This is a genomic window from Burkholderia sp. 9777_1386, from assembly GCF_015712265.1.
GTDB classification, from domain to species: domain Bacteria; phylum Pseudomonadota; class Gammaproteobacteria; order Burkholderiales; family Burkholderiaceae; genus Burkholderia; species Burkholderia cenocepacia.
This window is the reverse complement of sequence record NZ_JACCQB010000063.1, coordinates 1-16,445: the sequence shown is the minus strand read 5'-3', so window position 1 is coordinate 16,445 and position 16,445 is coordinate 1. Positions and strand designations below refer to the sequence as shown.

At 69.0% G+C, this 16,445-nt stretch carries 17 protein-coding genes; 9 read left to right on the top strand and 8 right to left on the bottom strand.

The window, feature by feature from the left end; translation table 11 throughout:
- Positions 1–18: 18 nt before the first annotated feature.
- Positions 19–1,311: a CaiB/BaiF CoA transferase family protein gene (locus tag H0X91_RS30360; RefSeq protein WP_006496193.1), complete on the bottom strand. Its 1,293-nt coding sequence runs from the start codon at positions 1,309–1,311 to the stop codon at positions 19–21.
- Complete coding sequence (locus H0X91_RS30355; protein WP_058902405.1) at positions 1,308–2,294, bottom strand: hydroxymethylglutaryl-CoA lyase; 987 nt, start codon at positions 2,292–2,294, stop codon at positions 1,308–1,310. Before H0X91_RS30355 ends, H0X91_RS30360 begins: the two co-directional genes overlap by 4 nt.
- A gap of 172 nt (positions 2,295–2,466) precedes the next feature.
- On the opposite strand from H0X91_RS30355, the gene H0X91_RS30350 reads away from it, so the two are divergent.
- A complete protein-coding gene (locus tag H0X91_RS30350) occupies positions 2,467–3,285 on the top strand; it encodes an IclR family transcriptional regulator (RefSeq protein ID WP_006490799.1) in 819 nt (272 codons plus the stop codon).
- 146 nt (positions 3,286–3,431) lie between these two features.
- The gene (locus H0X91_RS30345; protein WP_196433604.1) at positions 3,432–4,070 is read left to right on the top strand and encodes a 2-hydroxychromene-2-carboxylate isomerase; all 639 of its coding nucleotides are present in this window, start codon (positions 3,432–3,434) and stop codon (positions 4,068–4,070) included.
- A gap of 30 nt (positions 4,071–4,100) precedes the next feature.
- Here H0X91_RS30345 and H0X91_RS30340 read toward each other — a convergent pair whose 3' ends face one another.
- Positions 4,101–5,084: a LysR family transcriptional regulator gene (locus H0X91_RS30340; RefSeq protein ID WP_077021845.1), complete on the bottom strand. Its 984-nt coding sequence runs from the start codon at positions 5,082–5,084 to the stop codon at positions 4,101–4,103.
- Positions 5,085–5,185: 101 nt separating this feature from the next.
- On the opposite strand from H0X91_RS30340, the gene H0X91_RS30335 reads away from it, so the two are divergent.
- Both H0X91_RS30335 and H0X91_RS30330 read left to right on the top strand, forming a co-directional pair.
- Positions 5,186–6,418: an MFS transporter gene (locus H0X91_RS30335; protein ID WP_012493601.1), complete on the top strand. Its 1,233-nt coding sequence runs from the start codon at positions 5,186–5,188 to the stop codon at positions 6,416–6,418.
- Between the two features lie 425 nt (positions 6,419–6,843).
- Positions 6,844–7,536, top strand: a complete 693-nt coding sequence (locus tag H0X91_RS30330; RefSeq protein ID WP_006490805.1) for a phosphatase PAP2 family protein — start codon at positions 6,844–6,846, stop codon at positions 7,534–7,536.
- Between the two features lie 99 nt (positions 7,537–7,635).
- On the opposite strand, the gene H0X91_RS30325 is transcribed toward H0X91_RS30330, so the two are convergent.
- Together H0X91_RS30325 and H0X91_RS30320 are read right to left on the bottom strand one after the other, a co-directional pair.
- Positions 7,636–8,295: a glutathione S-transferase family protein gene (locus H0X91_RS30325; protein WP_006490804.1), complete on the bottom strand. Its 660-nt coding sequence runs from the start codon at positions 8,293–8,295 to the stop codon at positions 7,636–7,638.
- A gap of 125 nt (positions 8,296–8,420) precedes the next feature.
- The gene (locus H0X91_RS30320) at positions 8,421–9,491 is read right to left on the bottom strand and encodes an MBL fold metallo-hydrolase (protein WP_006496188.1); all 1,071 of its coding nucleotides are present in this window, start codon (positions 9,489–9,491) and stop codon (positions 8,421–8,423) included.
- A gap of 278 nt (positions 9,492–9,769) precedes the next feature.
- Between H0X91_RS30320 and H0X91_RS30315 the strand changes: the two genes are divergently transcribed.
- Together H0X91_RS30315 and H0X91_RS30310 are read left to right on the top strand one after the other, a co-directional pair.
- Positions 9,770–10,675 carry an HTH-type transcriptional regulator ArgP gene (locus tag H0X91_RS30315; RefSeq protein WP_006490811.1) on the top strand — a complete coding sequence of 302 codons (906 nt, stop codon included), beginning with the start codon at positions 9,770–9,772 and terminating at the stop codon, positions 10,673–10,675.
- Positions 10,676–10,838: 163 nt separating this feature from the next.
- The gene (locus tag H0X91_RS30310; RefSeq protein ID WP_006480352.1) at positions 10,839–11,051 is read left to right on the top strand and encodes a DUF1059 domain-containing protein; all 213 of its coding nucleotides are present in this window, start codon (positions 10,839–10,841) and stop codon (positions 11,049–11,051) included.
- 104 nt (positions 11,052–11,155) lie between these two features.
- Here H0X91_RS30310 and ltaE read toward each other — a convergent pair whose 3' ends face one another.
- The 3 genes from ltaE to H0X91_RS30295 form a co-directional block, all read right to left on the bottom strand.
- Complete coding sequence (gene ltaE, locus H0X91_RS30305) at positions 11,156–12,169, bottom strand: low-specificity L-threonine aldolase (protein ID WP_062885033.1); 1,014 nt, start codon at positions 12,167–12,169, stop codon at positions 11,156–11,158.
- Between the two features lie 117 nt (positions 12,170–12,286).
- Positions 12,287–12,838 (bottom strand): YMGG-like glycine zipper-containing protein, encoded by a 552-nt coding sequence (locus H0X91_RS30300; protein ID WP_060265526.1) that lies wholly within the window; start codon positions 12,836–12,838, stop codon positions 12,287–12,289.
- A 13-nt stretch (positions 12,839–12,851) separates the two neighbouring features.
- Positions 12,852–13,178: a hypothetical protein gene (locus H0X91_RS30295; RefSeq protein ID WP_058902410.1), complete on the bottom strand. Its 327-nt coding sequence runs from the start codon at positions 13,176–13,178 to the stop codon at positions 12,852–12,854.
- Positions 13,179–13,647: 469 nt separating this feature from the next.
- Between H0X91_RS30295 and H0X91_RS30290 the strand changes: the two genes are divergently transcribed.
- The 3 genes from H0X91_RS30290 to H0X91_RS30280 are packed head-to-tail and all read left to right on the top strand — an operon-like array spanning position 13,648 to position 16,248.
- On the top strand, positions 13,648–15,060 hold the full coding sequence (locus tag H0X91_RS30290; RefSeq protein WP_006487971.1) for a cytochrome ubiquinol oxidase subunit I: 1,413 nt from the start codon (positions 13,648–13,650) through the stop codon (positions 15,058–15,060).
- A 29-nt stretch (positions 15,061–15,089) separates the two neighbouring features.
- A complete protein-coding gene (gene cydB, locus H0X91_RS30285; RefSeq protein ID WP_006487969.1) occupies positions 15,090–16,097 on the top strand; it encodes a cytochrome d ubiquinol oxidase subunit II in 1,008 nt (335 codons plus the stop codon).
- Positions 16,069–16,248, top strand: coding sequence for a hypothetical protein (locus H0X91_RS30280; RefSeq protein WP_034203180.1), 180 nt, complete (start codon positions 16,069–16,071; stop codon positions 16,246–16,248). Before cydB ends, H0X91_RS30280 begins: the two co-directional genes overlap by 29 nt.
- Positions 16,249–16,445: the final 197 nt, after the last annotated feature.

Sequence of the window (16,445 nt, the reverse complement as noted above, 5' to 3'; positions counted from 1 at the left end):
CGATGAATCGCGGCTGCGCTACGCGCTCGCCACTTCGTTCGCCGAAGGCGCGCCGCCCGGCGCGTCGCCGTGCGCGGCGGCTGCCGCGCCGTACTGCCCCGCCACGACGCCGGCATCGATCAGCGCACGCGCATCGTCCGGCGTGTAGCCGAGCTCGCCGAGCAGCGCGCACGTGTCCTGGCCGAGCGCGGGCGGCGCCGAGCGCAGCCGCAAGCGCTCGCCGGCGAGCGTCAGCGGCAGCAGCGCGGTGCGCGTGTCGACCGGCCGCCCGGCGCTGCTCGCGTCGGCCGGCAGCGTCACGGCTTCGAGGCCGCCCGTGGCCAGCAGATGCGGATCGTCGAACAGGTCCTGCGGCTTCGTGATCGGTGCGTAAGGCAGGCCGGTCGATTCGAAGATCGCGCCGATCTCCGCGGCCGAATACGGCGCCAGCCGCGAACGCAATTCCGGCAGCAGCCATTCGCGCGCCTGTACGCGCAGGTTGTTGGTCGCGAGGCGCGGATCGTCCTTCAGCGCGGTCAGGCCGAACGCGTCGCAGAACAGCGCCCACTGCGTGTCCGACACGACCGCGAGAAAAATCTGTTCGTCGTCCTTGACGGAGAACACGTCGTAGACGGCCCACGCGGAAATCCGGCTCGGCATCGGCGCCGCGGCCTGCCCCGTCACCGCGAACTGCATCATGTGCTGCGCGACGAGGAACACGTTGTTCTCGAACAGCGAACTCTGCACCTGCTGGCCGCGGCCCGTGCGCTCGCGCTGCGCGAGCGCGGCCATCGCGCCGATCGCGCCGAACATGCCGCCCATGATGTCGTTCACGCTCGCGCCCGCGCGCAGCGGCCGCCCTTCCGGGCCCGTCATGTAGGCCAGGCCGCCCATCATCTGCACGACCTCGTCGAGCGCGGTGCGATGCTCGTACGGCCCCGGCAGGAAACCCTTGTGCGATACGTACACGAGACGCGGATTCAGCGCGTCCAGCGCCGCGTAGCCGAGGCCGAGCCGGTCCATCGTGCCGCTCTTGAAGTTCTCGCTGAAGACATCCGCCGTCGCGACGAGCCGCCGCACGATCTCCAGCCCGCGCGGGTCCTTCACGTCGACCGCGAGACTCTTCTTGTTGCGGTTGAACATCCCGAAGAAGCCCGCGCCGGAACCGCGCAGCGCCCGCGTGCTGTCGCCCGCGATCGGCTCGATCTTGATCACTTCCGCGCCGAGATCCGCGAGCAGCATCCCGCACGTCGGGCCCATCACCATGTGCGTCATCTCGATCACGCGCACGCCCGCATACGGCAGCGCGGCAGCCTGTTGTCGATCGTTCATCGTGCGACTCCCGCTACGCATCCTTCCGGTTGTGGAGCCACCGCAGCGCGACCATCCGCATAGCGGAAACCCTTCGGCAACCCTGCGTCGGGCACGTGGCCATACAGCGCCTCGGACGGCAGCGCCGCATGCAGGATCGCGCGCGCGGCGAGCAACGCGTCGACGTCGACGCCCGTGTCGTAGCCCATCGCCTCGAGCAGGAACACGAGATCCTCGGTGACGATGTTGCCGGTCGCGCCCGGCGCATACGGACAGCCACCGAGGCCGCCCTGGCTCGCGTCGATCGTCGTCACGCCCGCATCGAGCGCCGCGACGACGTTCGCGAGCCCCTGCCCGCGCGTGTTGTGGAAATGCGCGCCGCCGGCCTTGTCGCCGACTTCGCGTTGAAGCCGCGTGAACAGCCGGCGCACCTGCGCGGGATTCGCATAACCGCTGGTGTCGGACAGGCCGATTTCGTCGACCCCGCATTCGGCCATCGCCACCGCCATCGCGATCGTCTCGTCGTCGGAGACCGTGCCCGCGATCGTGCAGCCGAACGCCACCGACACGCCCGCCTCGATCTGCACCGACGGAAACCGCGCGTCGCGCAACGCGACGATCGCGCGCACCTCGTCGATCATCTGCGCGGGCGTCTTGCGAATGTTCGCCAGCGAATGGGCTTCCGTCACCGAGACCGGCAGCGTCAGCTTGTGCACGCCCGCGTCGAACGCGCCCTCGGCGCCGCGCAGGTTCGGCGCGAGCGCGGCGACGTGCAGCCCCGGAATCGCGAGCGCGTGCGCCACGACTTCGCGTACATCGGCCATCTGCGGGAGCAGCCTGGCCGGCACGAACGACCCGACCTCGATCTCGCGCAGGCCGGCCGCGGCCAGCGCGGTGATCCAGCGCAGTTTGGCGGCCGTCGGCATGACGGCCTCGATGCTCTGCAGCCCGTCGCGCGGCCCGACCTCGCTGACCAGCACCTTCGGATGTTCGGAAAGCTTCATTCGACACTCCATCGTTCTATCTGAAAGAACATAGTTCTGTTTGACAGAACTTTAAGCGCACGTCGGACGGGCGATAAGCGGGGTATACCCGTGAAATCGCGTTTTTCTGGAACTTGTGTTCTGCCAGATAGAACGATATAGTCGACCGACCCATCATTCGAAGGAAGCAGCAGTGCCGAGGAATCCAGCAGTTCACGCCGGCGACGCATCCGATCCGGCGACCGAGGAAGCATCCAGCGGCGTCGCCGTGCTCGACCGTGCGTTCGCGATCCTCCGTGCGTTCGGCCAGACCGACGACCGGCTGTCGCTCGCCGAGTTGTCGCGCCGCACCGGGCTGTACAAGAGCACGATCCTGCGCCTGCTCGCCGCGCTCGAGCATGGCGGCTTCATGCGCAAACTCGACGACGGCCAGTACGCGATCGGGCACGAGCCGTTGCGGCTCGCCGCGCTGTACCAGCGTTCGTTCCGTGTCGGCCCGGTAGTCGAGCCGCTCCTCGAGACGCTGAGCCGCGAACTCGGGGAAACGGCATCGTTCTACGTGCGCCAGGGCGACGTGCGCTCCGTGCTCTATCGCGTCGAGCCCGCGCGGGCGGTACGTGTTTCGATCCGCGTCGGCGAGGAGTTTCCGGTCGGCCAGGGCGCCTCGGGGAAGGTGCTGCTGGCCTTCACCGACACGCAGGACGCCCGCTGGCACGACGTGCGCGAACAGCTGTGGGCCGCGTCGTACGGCGAGCGCGACCCGGAGACGGCATCGGCGTCCGTGCCCGTGTTCAACGCGGCCGGCGAATGCGTCGGTGCGTTGACGGTGTCGGGCCCGAAATCGCGGCTCGCCGCCGCGCCGGCGATGACGGCGGCGCTCGCGATGCTGCTGCCGCTCGCGCAGAAGGCGACCGTCGCGCTCGGCGGCGCGGGCGCGCGCTACGACGCACCCGCCGTGCGCGACAGTCTCGCGCGGCTCGCGTCGTCAGCGGACGACACGGTCCGCTCGTAGGGCGTCGTCCGCATCCTGGCAGGTGACGCGGCAGCATGAAAGGCAACCGCATGCGACACTGGCCGCCGATGCACGCAGCGCGTCGTTCACCGGCACCGCGCCGCGCGTGCAACCGTCAACCGGACCCGCACGAGGAGACACCCGCGATGAACGCCGCGCGCACCGCCACCTGGTATTTCGATTTCGTTTCGCCGTTTGCCTACCTGCAACAGGAACAGTTCGACCGGTTGCCGCCCGCCGCCGCGTTCGAGCCGCGGCCGATCGTGCTCGGCGCGCTGCTCGCGCACTGGGGCCAGAAAGCGCCGGCGGAGATCGCGGCCAAGCGCGTGTTCACCTATCGCCACGCGCAATACCGCGCGGACAAGCTCGGCATTGCCTTCCGGATGCCGCCCGCGCACCCGTTCAATCCGATCAAGCCGCTGCGCCTCGCGATCGCGATGGGCAGCTCGCCCGACGCGATCCGGCGGATCTTCCGGCATATCTGGCGCGACGGTCAGGACGTATCGACGCCGGAAGGCTTCGCCGCCCTGTGCGAAGCCGTCGGTTTTCCGGAAGGTGTGACGGCCGTCGACGCCCAGCCGGTCAAGGACGCGCTGCGTGCGAACACGGATCGCGCGATCGCCGACGGCGTGTTCGGCGTCCCGACCTTCGTACTCGACGGCGACCTGTTCTGGGGCGAGGACGCGACCGACATGTTCGTCGACTGCGCGACGTCGCGCGCGTGGTTCGACTCGCCCGAGGTACGCCGCATCAGCGCGCTGCCGGAAGGCATCCGGCGCGGCTGACCGCGAGTCGCCACCGGCGCGCCGCCCGCGTCAGCCGTCACGCCCTTCGACGAGCGCCGGCACGGCCTCGCGCATCATCGCGACGAACCGCACGAGCCGCGACGGATAGAACTGCGCATGCGGATAGGTCAGGTAGACGGGCAGCGGCGCGGCCTGCCACTCGGGCGCGAGGTGCACGAGATCGCCGCGCGCGAGATCGCCGGCCAGCAACCATGACGATCCGACGCACGCGCCGACGCCCAGCAGCGCCGCGCTGCGCAGTGCATACAGGTTCGCGGTCGTGATGCGCGGGCGGATCGCGAGGCGCCGCGAGTCGCCGGTGGCCGCATGCGTCAGCAGGAGTTCGTTGCGGTAGTAGGTGCGCAGCGCGAGCCACGGCAGTGCGGCCAGCGCGTCCGGGTCGGCCGGCACGTCGGCGCCGTTCAGCACGGACGGCGCGGCGACCACGAAGCGCGGCACCTTGGTCAGCCGGATCGCGACCACGCCCGGATCGGTCGGCTCGCCGACCTGGATCGCGCAATCGATGCCGCTGCCGACGAAATCGCGCACCTCGTCCTGCAGCAGCCACTCGACCGACACGCGCGGATAGTCGCGCAGGAACTGCGCGAGCGGCACGACGAAACGCTCTTGCCCGAACGCGTGCGGCACCGCGACCCGCAGCAGCCCGTCCGGCTCCTCCTGCGCGCCGCGCAAATCGGCCTCGAACGCCGCCCAGCTCGCCAGCAGCTCCTTCGCACGCTTGAAGCACCGCTCGCCGTCGACGGTCAGCCGCATCGCATGGGTCGTGCGTTGCAGCAGCCGCATGCCGAGCGAACTTTCCAGCGCCTGCAGCCGGCGGCTGATGGTCGGCTGCGTCGTATGCAGTTGCACGGCCGCCGCCGACAGGCTGCCGGCCTCGACTATGCGCACGAAGGTTTCCATCAGCTCGAAACGATAGCCGGCGCCGTCCACCGGCACCGTCTGAATGCGCGGAGACCCGCCAGCAGCGGGAGAGGATGAGGATTTTTCGGTCATGCGTGCAGCGTATAACAAATCTGCGCAAGGCGGCACTACCGTCGCCGGCCGCGTGCCGCCACACTCGCGTCCATCCCATTCTTCAACCGAGGATGTACGCGATGTCCACCCCTGCCCGTCTCGATACCGCGCCCCGCGTGGCGCACGCTCCGGCCCATCCGGCCGCCCATTCGATGCCCGATCGCCGGCTCGTGCTGCTGCTCGCGGCCGCCGCCGGCCTCGGCGTCGCCCCGCTCTACTACGCGCAGCCGATGCTCGGCGCGCTCGCCCCCGATCTCGGCGCGTCGGCGCGCGCGATCGGTTTCGTGCCGACGCTCACGCAGCTCGGCTATGCACTCGGCATCCTGCTGCTCGCGCCGCTCGGCGACCGCTTCGACCGACGCCGCGTGATCGTCACCAAGGCCGCCGCGCTGGTCGTCGCGCTGCTGCTGGCGGCCGTCGCGCCATCGCTCGGGCTGCTGCTCGCGGCGAGCTTCGCGATCGGCCTCGCCGCGACGATGGCGCAGGACGTCGTGCCGGCCGCCGCGACGCTCGCGCACGACGCGCATCGCGGCCGCATCGTCGGCACGGTGATGACCGGGTTGCTGCTCGGCATCCTGCTGTCGCGCGTCGTGGCCGGGTTCATCGCCGAGACGGCCGGCTGGCGCGCGATGTTCGCGCTCGCGGCGGTCAGCGTCGCCGCGATCGGCGCCGTGGCCGCACGCGGGTTGCCGCGTTTCGCGCCGACCACGCAGCTGCCGTATCGCGCGCTGATCGGCTCGCTCGGCGCGTTGTGGCGCGAGCATTCGGCACTGCGCCGCGCCGCCCTCGCGCAGGGGCTGCTGGCCGTCGGCTTCAGCGCGTTCTGGTCGACGCTCGCGGTGATGCTGCACGGTGCGCCGTTCCATCTCGGCAGCGCGGCCGCCGGTGCGTTCGGCCTTGCGGGCGCCGCCGGCGCGCTGGCCGCGCCGATTGCCGGACGCCTGGCCGACCATCACGGCCCCGAGCGCGTCACGCGCATCGGGATCGGCATCGCGACGGCGTCGTTCGCGTCGATGGCCGCCGCGCCGCTGATGTCGCCGCATGCGCAGCTCGTCCTGCTCGCGGTCGCGACGATCGGCTTCGATCTGGGCGTGCAGGCGACGCTGATCGCGCACCAGTCGATCGTCTACCGGATCGATCCCGCGTCGCGCAGCCGCCTCAACGCGGTGCTGTTCGTCGGCATGTTCATCGGGATGGCGGCCGGCGCCGCGCTCGGCAGTTCGTTGCTCGCGCAACTGGGCTGGAATGCGGTGACCGCGCTGGCCGTCGCGACGTCGCTGGCCGCGCTCGTCGTGCGGATGTGGCGCAACTGAGATCGGGCGTCGCGTAGCACCGGCGGGCAAGCCCACGAGGCTTGCCCGCTTTTTTTATATTTTTGATCGACGCGCATGACGCCGCGCCGCCCGGCAGCTTCATACCATTCCGGCACGGCAATCGTTCATCCGGCGCAAGGTCCGCACCGGCCGGGCGAATTGTCCAGTTTACCCAAATATTTTTCCGGCGTTCGTGCAGGTCCGCACGCAAACATCGGATGATTCGACCCTGCCGCACCGCACGGCGCGTTGCCATCCGGCCCCACCACCGAGCCCGGTGCGTCAGGGGATTCCCGGTATTTTTTCGCATTTTCTTCGAAATAACGGGTGACATACTTGCCCCCCGTTGCGCTCCGTGCGAGCGCGCTTTCCGATCCAGCCGGCCGCCCGTCATGCGCTGCGCGTCCGCCCGGGTCGCACAGGACATGAACGATTTCGACACCACGATCCAGATCTTCCTCACCCACGTGACGTTCGGCCCGTTGATGAATCACGCGATCCGCGTGATCGCGGGCCTCTACACGTTCAAGGGCTTCGTGCTCGTTCCCGTGCTGTGCTGGCTGTGGTTCCAGCCCGGCCCTAACCGCGAACGGCAACGCGAACGGGTCGTCGCCACCGTCGCGAGCGGGCTCGTCGCGCTCGCCGTCGGCCGCGTGCTCGCCCAGGTGCTGCCGTTCCGCGTACGGCCGATCTACAACCCCGACCTGCACCTGCACTTTCCGTCGGCCGGACTGCGCGCGGCGACGCTGCAGACATGGAGTTCGTTTCCGAGCGATCACGCGATGCTGTGGATGGCGATCGCGACCGGCATCTTCATCATCGCGCGCCGCGTCGGCATCGTCGCGCTGCTGTATTCGGTCGTGTTCATCTGCCTGCCGCGCGCGTATCTCGGCTTTCACTATCCGACCGACCTGATCGCGGGCGCGGCGATCGGCATCGCGATCGCGTGGCTGCTGACGCGCGACGCGATCCGGTCGCGCTTCGCGCCGCGGGTGCTGGAGATGATCCGGCGCTTCCCCGCGCCCGCCTATACGCTCGCGTTCCTGCTGTGCTTCGAGCTGATCACGCAGTTCGACGAACTGCTGACGCTCGCGCAGTCGGCCACGCGCACGATGTGACGGGCCGCCGCGCAATGGTGCTGCTGCTGTCGTTCCGTCGCCCCGGCGCGCGATGCCGGCCATGCGCCGCGGCCGCGCGCCGTGCGACGGCCGCACCCGTCAGTCGCGATCGGGTGCACCGAGCGGAAAGAACGAACGATACGGCCGCGCCTCGTCGACCGCCCGCGCAAACGACGGCCGCGCGAGCAGACGCTGGCGGTACGCGATCACGTTCGCGAACGCCGGATCGATCCGGTGCGTCCAGTCCGCGTAGAACAGGAACGGCGCCGCGCCGCAATCGGCGAGGCTGAAATGGTCGCCGGCCGCCCATTCGCGCTCGGCCATCGTCCTGTCGAGCCACGCATACGACGTGTCGAGCATCGCGCGCGCATCGGCCACCCCGCGCGCATCGCGCTCGGCTTCCGGCCGCAGCGCATCGAACACGACCTTCTGCTGCGGCGTCGCCACGTAGTTGTCGAAGAAGCGGTCCATCGTCCGCACCTCGAGCGCGGCGCGCGGATCGTCGGGCAGCAGGCGCACCGGGCCCGGATGGTTCAGGCCGAGATATTCGATGATGATCGTCGCCTCGATCACCGTGCGGCCCGCGTCGACGAGCACCGGGAAGCGCTTCAGCGGCCACAGCGCGGCCAGTTCCTGCATCGGCTTCGGGTCGTCGTGCGCGAGCACGCGATAGTCGAACGGCGTGCCGTTCTCGTATAGCGCGGTCAGCACCTTCTGGCAGTATGACGAAAAGGGATGGGCGTAAAGCGTCGGCATCATCGTGGGGTCTCTCTGGGTTTCGGCGCCGCGGCGTGCGGCGCCACGTGATCGGATACCTTGACGACGAACGGCGCCCGGCCGTTTCGACATCGGTCCGACATTTTTTCGAGGGACTGGCTGGGCCGCTACGATCGGCCGTCCATCACGACACGCCCTTCCGCGCGCCAGCGCAGCATCCCGCCGCCGAGATTCGCGACCGCGTCGAAGCCGGCCTTCCTGAGGATCACGGTCGCCTGCGCGGAGCGCCCGCCGGCCCGGCATACGGTCACGACCGGCCGGTCGCGCGCGATCTCGCCGGTGCGCGCGGCCAGTTCGCCGAGCGGGATCGGCGTCGCGCCCGGCAGATGGCCGAGCGGACCGGTGAATTCGTCCGGCTCGCGCACGTCGACGACCTGCACGGCCGGCAGATGATCCTCGAGCCATTGCGGATCGATTTCCCAGAAGCCGGCGAACGTATAGACGAGCGGCGCCCAGTCGGCTGCCGCCTGCGCATCGGGCGCGTTCGCGGCGACCCCGCACTGCAGGTTCGCCGGCACCGCGACGTCGATCTGACGCGGATGCGCGAGCCCGAGGTTGCGCATGTAGCCCGCGAAATCGTCCTCGCTGAGATCGCCGCCGAGGCGCGGGTTGAAGCGCCGCTCCTCGCCGACGCTCGTCACCGTGAGCCCGCGATAGTCGTGCGCCGGGTACAGCAGGCACGCGGCCGGCAGCGTGAAGAGCCGGCCGTGCACCGCGCGATACAGCGCGCGCGGGTCGCCCTGCTGGAAGTCGGTGCGGCCGGTGCCGCGGATCAGCAGGCAATCGCCGGTGAACGCCATCGATTCGTCGTCGAGCACGAGGCTGATGCAGCCGCTCGTGTGGCCGGGCGTCGCGCGCACGGTCAGGTAGCGTGAACCGAACGCACAGCGGTCGCCGTCGTTCAGGTAGCGGTCGGCGCCTTGCGCGCCGCTCGCGGCCGAGATCGCGATCGCGCTGCCGGTGCGCTGCTTCAGCAGCCAGGCGCCCGTCACGTGATCGGCATGCACGTGCGTGTCGACGGTCGCGACGAGCCGCAGCCCGAGTTCGTCGAGCAGCGCCGCGTCGCGGCGTACCTGCTCGAACACCGGATCGATCAACAGCGCCTCGCGCGATGCGCTATCGGCGAGCAGATACGTGTACGTCGACGATTGCGGGTCGAAAAGTTGCCGGAAGATCATGGCTCGGTTGCTCCGTCGCTTGTTCTTCAGTGGAGTGCAGCCGGGCTCATGTGCCGCCTGTCGTCGTCGGGCACCGGCATCGGCATGACGACATCGCCGCCGCGTTTCGCGCATGCATACAGCGTAGATCAAAATGCCCGCGCCGCCGCGCCCCCATTCGCGGCAACCGATTCCGACGACGAATCCCACGGCGGGACGATTCGCCGCGCCGGGACGGCGGCCCACGCTGCCTTACACTACGGCCTGTTCTCGTCTCCGCTCACAGGAATGCCCCCGACATGTCGATGACGATCGATCCGAAGCAGGCCGCCGCGCTGCTGGCCGTCGCCGACACCGGCAGCTTCGAGCAGGCGGCCGTGCGCCTGCACGTGACCGCGTCCGCCGTCACGCAACGGGTCCGCGCGCTGGAAGCGAGCCTCGGCACGCCGCTCGTGCTGCGCACGCGGCCGTGCCGCCCGACCGTGGCCGGACAGCGCGTGCTGCAGCACCTGCGCCGCGTCGCGCTGCTGCAGGCCGACCTGCAGAGCACGCTCGCGACCGAACGCGAATCGCCGATCTCCGTGACGATCGCGCTGAACGCCGACAGCCTCGGGACCTGGTTCCTGCCCGCGCTGACGTCCGTGCTCGCCGGCGAACGGATCCTGTTCGAGCTGATCGTCGAGGATCAGGATCACACGTTCGCGCTGCTGGAAAGCGGAATGGCGGTCGGCTGCGTGACGACCGAGCCGAAGCCGATGCGCGGCTGCATCGCGACGCCGCTCGGCACGATGCGCTACCGGCTGCTCGCGGCCGCCGCGTTCGCGGTGCGCTGGTTTCCGCGCGGGCTGAACCGCACGAGCGCACGCAAGGCCCCCGTCGTCGCGTATTCGCGGCGCGACACGCTGCAATCGTCGTTTCTGAAGGAGAAGTTCGGGCTGCCGGACGGCGCCTACCCGTGCCATTACGTGCCGGGCACTCATGCGCACTTCGCGGCCGTGCGGCACGCGCTCGGCTACGCGATGGTGCCAGAGCCGCTGATCGGCACCGCGCCGCTCGATACGCAGGGGCTCGTCGATCTCGCGCCCGCGCATCCGACCGACGTCACGCTGTACTGGCACGCGTGGACCGTGCAGTCGCCGACGATGGCGTCGCTGTCGGAGCGGGTCGTCGAAGCGGCGCGCCGGTTGCTCGCGCCGCTGCCGTAACGCGCCGGCAGCCGCGCCGGCGATCGATACGGTCGGCCGGCGCGGTACGCACTCCGACGAGAAAGTCGGCCGCGCCGCCTATACTTTTTCCATCGGCCTCGCGAACGCGCCGCGCGGCCGATCGTCCAGGTCCGGCCGTTCCCTTTCATGTGAGGAGAACATCATGTCCCGCCGCTATATCGATTGCCGCGAGTTTCCCAGCGCGATGCATTGCTCGGTCGCGATTTCCGCCGACTCCGACAACGAACTGCTGGAGGCCGCCGTGCAACACGCGGTCTCGGTCCACCAGCACACCGACAGCGCCGAACTGCGCACGCAGCTGAAATCGCTGTTCCACGACGGCACGCCGCCCGCCGACACGCCGCGGCAGGCGTAATCCGCCGGCACGGCAACGATCGACCGACGACGCGCCGCGTCAACCCTCCGCGTCCTGCGTCATGCCACGTCGCGCCGGCCCGTCGCCGGCCGACGCACTCCGCTTCACGCGCGCCGCTGCGAGAAGTACTCGCCGACCGCGCCGAGGAACGTGTCGATGTCCGCGCGCGACACGTCGCAGTGGGTGACGAAGCGCGACGCATACAGCATCTGCGTGAGAATCCCGCGTTCCTTGAGCCATGCCTCGAGCGGCGCGCAATCGGCTTCGGGGAATTGCGCGAACACCATGTTCGTCGCATGCGACAGCACCTTCACCGAGTCGATGCGCGCGAGCCCTTCGGCGAGATGCGCGGCATTCGCGTGATCGTCCTCGAGCCGCTCGACGTTGTGATCGAGCGCATACAGGCACGCCGCCGCGAGAATGCCCGACTGCCGCATCCCGCCGCCCAGCACCTTGCGCCAGCGCTGCGCGCGCTCGATCAGCGCACGGCTGCCGACCAGCACCGAGCCGACCGGTGCACCGAGCCCTTTCGAGAAGCAGATCGACACGGTGTCGAACGGCGCGCACAGCGCGGCGATCGGGCGACCCGATGCAACCGCCGCATTGCAGACGCGCGCGCCGTCGAGATGCGTGGACAACCCGCGGCTGCGCGCGAACGCGACGGCTTCCTGCACATAGCCTTCCGGCAAGACCTGGCCGCCGATCGTGTTTTCGAGCGCGAGCAGGCGCGTGCGGGCAAAGTGATTGTCGAGCGGCTTGATCGCCGCGGCGATCTTCGCAAGCGGCAGCGTGCCGTCCGGCGCGTTCTCGATCGGTTGCGGCTGGATGCTGCCGAGCACGGCCGCGCCGCCGCCTTCGTACTTGTAGGTGTGCGCGAGCTGGCCGACGATGTACTCGTCGCCGCGCTCGCAATGCGACATCAGCGCGGCCAGGTTGCTCTGCGTGCCGCTCGGGAAGAACAGGCCGGCTTCCTTGCCGGCCCGCTCGGCCGTCACCGCCTGCAGGCGCAGGACGGTCGGGTCGTCGCCCCAGACGTCGTCGCCGGTTTCGGCGGCGGTCATTGCAGCCAGCATCGCCTGGCTCGGACGTGTCACGGTATCGCTGCGTAAATCGATCATCGCTGTGCCCTGAGAAAACGCGAGCCGGCATCCCTGCGTCCGGCCCTGCCGAAAACGAGACTCAGAGTGTACGCAATTCACGCAGCGCGTGCCGATGGAGGCACGCGATCGCGCGGATCAGTATCGCGGCGGCGGCGGCTGGACGCCCGCCGGCGGCATCGGCGGCGCCGCGCGCGGCGCCGTGCCGTATCCGCTACCGCCATACCCGCCGCCGCTCCCCCCGCTCATGCCGCCCGGCACCGGCACACGGTTGCCGGTCGCATACATGCACTGCAGATACGCATAGTCGTAGCGGCGCTGGACGTCGTAGGCCGAACCCTGCGCGGCGCCCGCACCGACGACGCTGCCCGCGAGCAGCCCCGCGCCCGCGCCGACCGCCGCGCCGGTGCCGCCGTTGAACGCGGCGCCGGCCGCCGCGCCGAGCGCGGTGCCGACGGCCGCGCTGCCGACCGCGCTCGCGGTCGACGCCTGCCCGGCGCTCACGCCGCCCGATTGCTGGAACGCATACTGCCGGCAACTGCCGTCATCCGCGCGGAACTGGTCGAACGACTTGCCGGTGCCCGGCAGCGCCATCACGCTCGGCCCGCTCGGCAGGTAGGCGCACGCGCCGAGCAGCGCGGCCAGCGCCAGAACGGCCGGCACTCGCAGCGGTCGAAATACGGTGTTCATCGTCGCGCCTCCGTCATTGCGGCCGCGCCGGCACCGCGCGCCAGCCCGACTTGCAGGTCTTCACATGCGGGTAGTAATGCTTCGACGCGTCGCAGTAGTACCAGAGGTCCGCGTCGCCGCCGTCCTGCGGCTGCCCCTTCTCGACATACTCGGGCGGCGGCGGCGGAGCGACCGGCACCGCGACGACGGGCGGCGGGTAGTAGTACGGCGCAGGGACGACCGGGGCGTAATACGGGTAGCCGGGGCCGATATAGACCCCGACCCGGGCGGCATGCGCCACGCCGCCCGTCGCGACCGCGAGCGCGGCCGCCGCGCCCAGCGCGAGCTTCAATCCATTCACGTCACGTTCTCCGGCAGGCCGGTTCGGCGATCCGAACCAGGCATCCCGAACGCTACGCCGCACGCGCTCGGGGATCCATTACGGGCCGGCGCGCGAATGTTGCGCGACGTTACCCGTGTCACAGACGCCCCGCCCGTTCGAACGCTCGCGTTACGCGTTTAACGCATCGAAACCGATCGCCGTCCCGGCACACGGTTTTCGTCTGCGCAAAACCGTTCCGATGACGCGACGCGCCATATTGACGCACGTGCGTCAGACCGCCACGCCGCGACCGCGCGCGCCGCGAACGACGTTCTTGATACGAATCAACGATTTATCCCGAAATCGCGCGCGACGGACTGGACATCTGCGACGAGTTGGCGCATTTCGCGGTGCAACATCGCGGCACATACTCCAGCCAACCCCGACGCCTGTCCGCCGGGGTCCGCCGGCACCCGCCGGCGGGTATCGTCAGCCTCGGTCATCTGGTATGGACACCGCACTTTCGGCCCTCGATCTGGCCCGCCTGCAATTCGCGTTCACCGTCTCCTTTCACATCGTCTTTCCGGCGCTGAGCATCGGCCTCGCCAGCTTCATCGCCGTGCTCGAATATCGCTGGCTCAAGACCGGCAAGCAGTACTACAAAACGCTCTGCCTGTTCTGGTCGAAGATCTTCGCGGTCGCGTTCGGGATGGGCGTCGTCTCCGGCGTCGTGATGAGCTATCAGTTCGGCACCAACTGGTCGGGCTTCTCGAGCTTCGCCGGCGCCGTCACCGGCCCGCTGCTGATGTACGAGGTCATGACCGCGTTCTTCCTCGAAGCCGGCTTCCTCGGCATCATGCTGTTCGGCTGGAACCGCGTGAGCCCGCGCGCGCACTTCGGCGCGACGCTGATGGTCGCGATCGGCACGCTGATCTCGACGTTCTGGATCCTCGCATCGAACAGCTGGATGCAGACGCCGCAGGGTTTCGAGATCGTCGACGGCCGCGTCGTGCCGACCGACTGGTTCGCGATCATCTTCAACCCGTCGTTCCCGTACCGCCTGTTCCACATGGCGATCGCCGCGTTCATCGTCGCCGCGCTGGTGGTGGCCGCGACGGGTGCGTGGCACCTGCTGAAGGGTCGCCGCGACAAGGGCGTGAAAAAGATGTTCTCGATGGCGCTGTGGCTGCTGCTCGTGCTCGCGCCGCTGCAGGCCGTGATCGGCGACCAGCACGGCATCAACACGCTGAAGCACCAGCCCGCGAAGATCGCCGCGATCGAAGGGCTGTGGGAAACCGAAAAGGGCGGTACCGCGCTGAACCTGTTCGGCATTCCGGACATGCAAGCGGAAACGACCCGCTACGCGGTGAAGGTGCCGCACCTCGGCAGCCTGATCCTCACGCACAGCTGGGACGGCGAGATCCGCGGTCTGAAGGACTTTCCGCCGGAAGACCGCCCGAATTCGACGGTCGTGTTCTGGAGCTTCCGGATCATGGTCGGCCTCGGCTTCGCGATGATCGGCCTCGCCGCGCTCGCCTGGCTGCTGCGCCGCCGCGGCCGCCTGTATGAATCGAAGGGGTTCCAGCGCTTCGCGCTCGCGATGGGCCCGACCGGTTTCGTGTCGCTGCTCGCGGGCTGGGTGACGACCGAAGCCGGCCGCCAGCCGTGGGTCGTGTATGGCGTGAAGCGCACTGCGGAAGCCGTGTCGCCGCTGTCGGTGCAGCAGGTCAGCCTGTCGATGATGACGTTCGTGATCGTGTACTTCCTCGTGTTCGGCACCGGCGTGTACTACATGCTGAAGCTGATGAAGGCCGGCCCCGCGCTGCCCGACGTCAAGCACGACGACGAACCCGATACGCGCCCCGATCACACCGCGCGCCGCCCGATGTCGGCCGTCGACGAGCTGATCGAGACCGTCTGAGCCCATTCCTTTCGCTTACGAGAAAACCTATGGACGTCACCGTAATCTGGGCCGCGATCATCGCATTGGGGCTTTTCATGTACGTCGTGCTCGACGGCTTCGACCTCGGCATCGGCATCGTCTTCCCGTTCTTCCCGGACGAGAAGGAACGCGACCTGATGATGAACACGGTCGCACCCGTGTGGGACGGCAACGAAACGTGGCTCGTGCTCGGCGGCGCCGGGCTGTTCGCGGTGTTCCCGGTCGTCTATTCGACCGTGCTGTCGGCGCTGTACCTGCCGCTGATCTTCATGCTGGTGTGCCTGATCTTCCGCGGCGTGTCGTTCGAGATCCGCGCGAAGGCGCGCCGCACGAAACAGCTGTGGGATCTCGCGTTCATCGGCGGCTCGGCCGGCGCGACGCTGTTCCAGGGCATCGCGCTCGGCGCGTTCCTGCAGGGCATCGACGTGAGGGACGGCGTGTATGCCGGCGGCGCGTTCGACTGGCTCACGCCGTTCAGCCTGCTGACCGGCCTCGGCCTGATCGTGACCTATGCGCTGCTCGGCTGCTGCTGGCTCGTCGCGAAGACCGAAGGCGACCTGCAGCGCCGCCTGCATCGCGTCGTGTGGCCGCTGACCGTCGTGCTGCTCGGCTTCATCGCGATCGTCAGCCTGTGGACGCCGCTGCAGGACCCGGCCATCGCGCAGCGCTGGTTCGATTCGGGGTTGTTCTGGCGCCTGCTGCCGGTGCCGTTCCTGGTCGCCGCGTGCGCGGCGTGGATGCGTCGCGCGGTGCGCGACCGGCACGACATGACGCCGTTCGTGCTCGCGCTGGCGCTGGTGCTGCTCGGCTACGTCGGCCTGCTCGTCACGCTGTTCCCGTATGCGATTCCGCAGACGATGACGATCTGGGAAGCGGCTGCGCCGCGTTCGAGCCAGACCTTCACGCTGGTCGGCGCAGCGGTTATCCTCCCGATCATCATCGCCTACACGACGATGGGTTACTGGGTATTCCGAGGCAAGGTGCGCCATGAAGACCAGCATTACTACCACCACTGATTCCGCCGATCGCCCGACCGTGGCGCCGCGGCCGCGGATGCGCGGCTGGATGTGGTTCGTCGTCCTGTGGGCGGGCGGCGTGATCGGCGCGGTCACGCTCGGCTATGCGTTCAAGATCTTCATGAACCTGACGCTGTTTGCGGTGAAGTAGGTAAAGCGGCCGCCCGGTCTGAACTGACCCCACGAAGTTGGACGGTTAAAATCTAAGCGGCCAAGGGCTGTGAACCGCTTGGATTTCTTGGACAGTACCGAGCGTTAGTGTTCGGTCTTTCATGAGCCTTCGGCCGTGGGCCGAAGGCTGTATTGCCGGGCGAATTCACCCGGTGTTAGCTCTTTGAGCGCCATGTG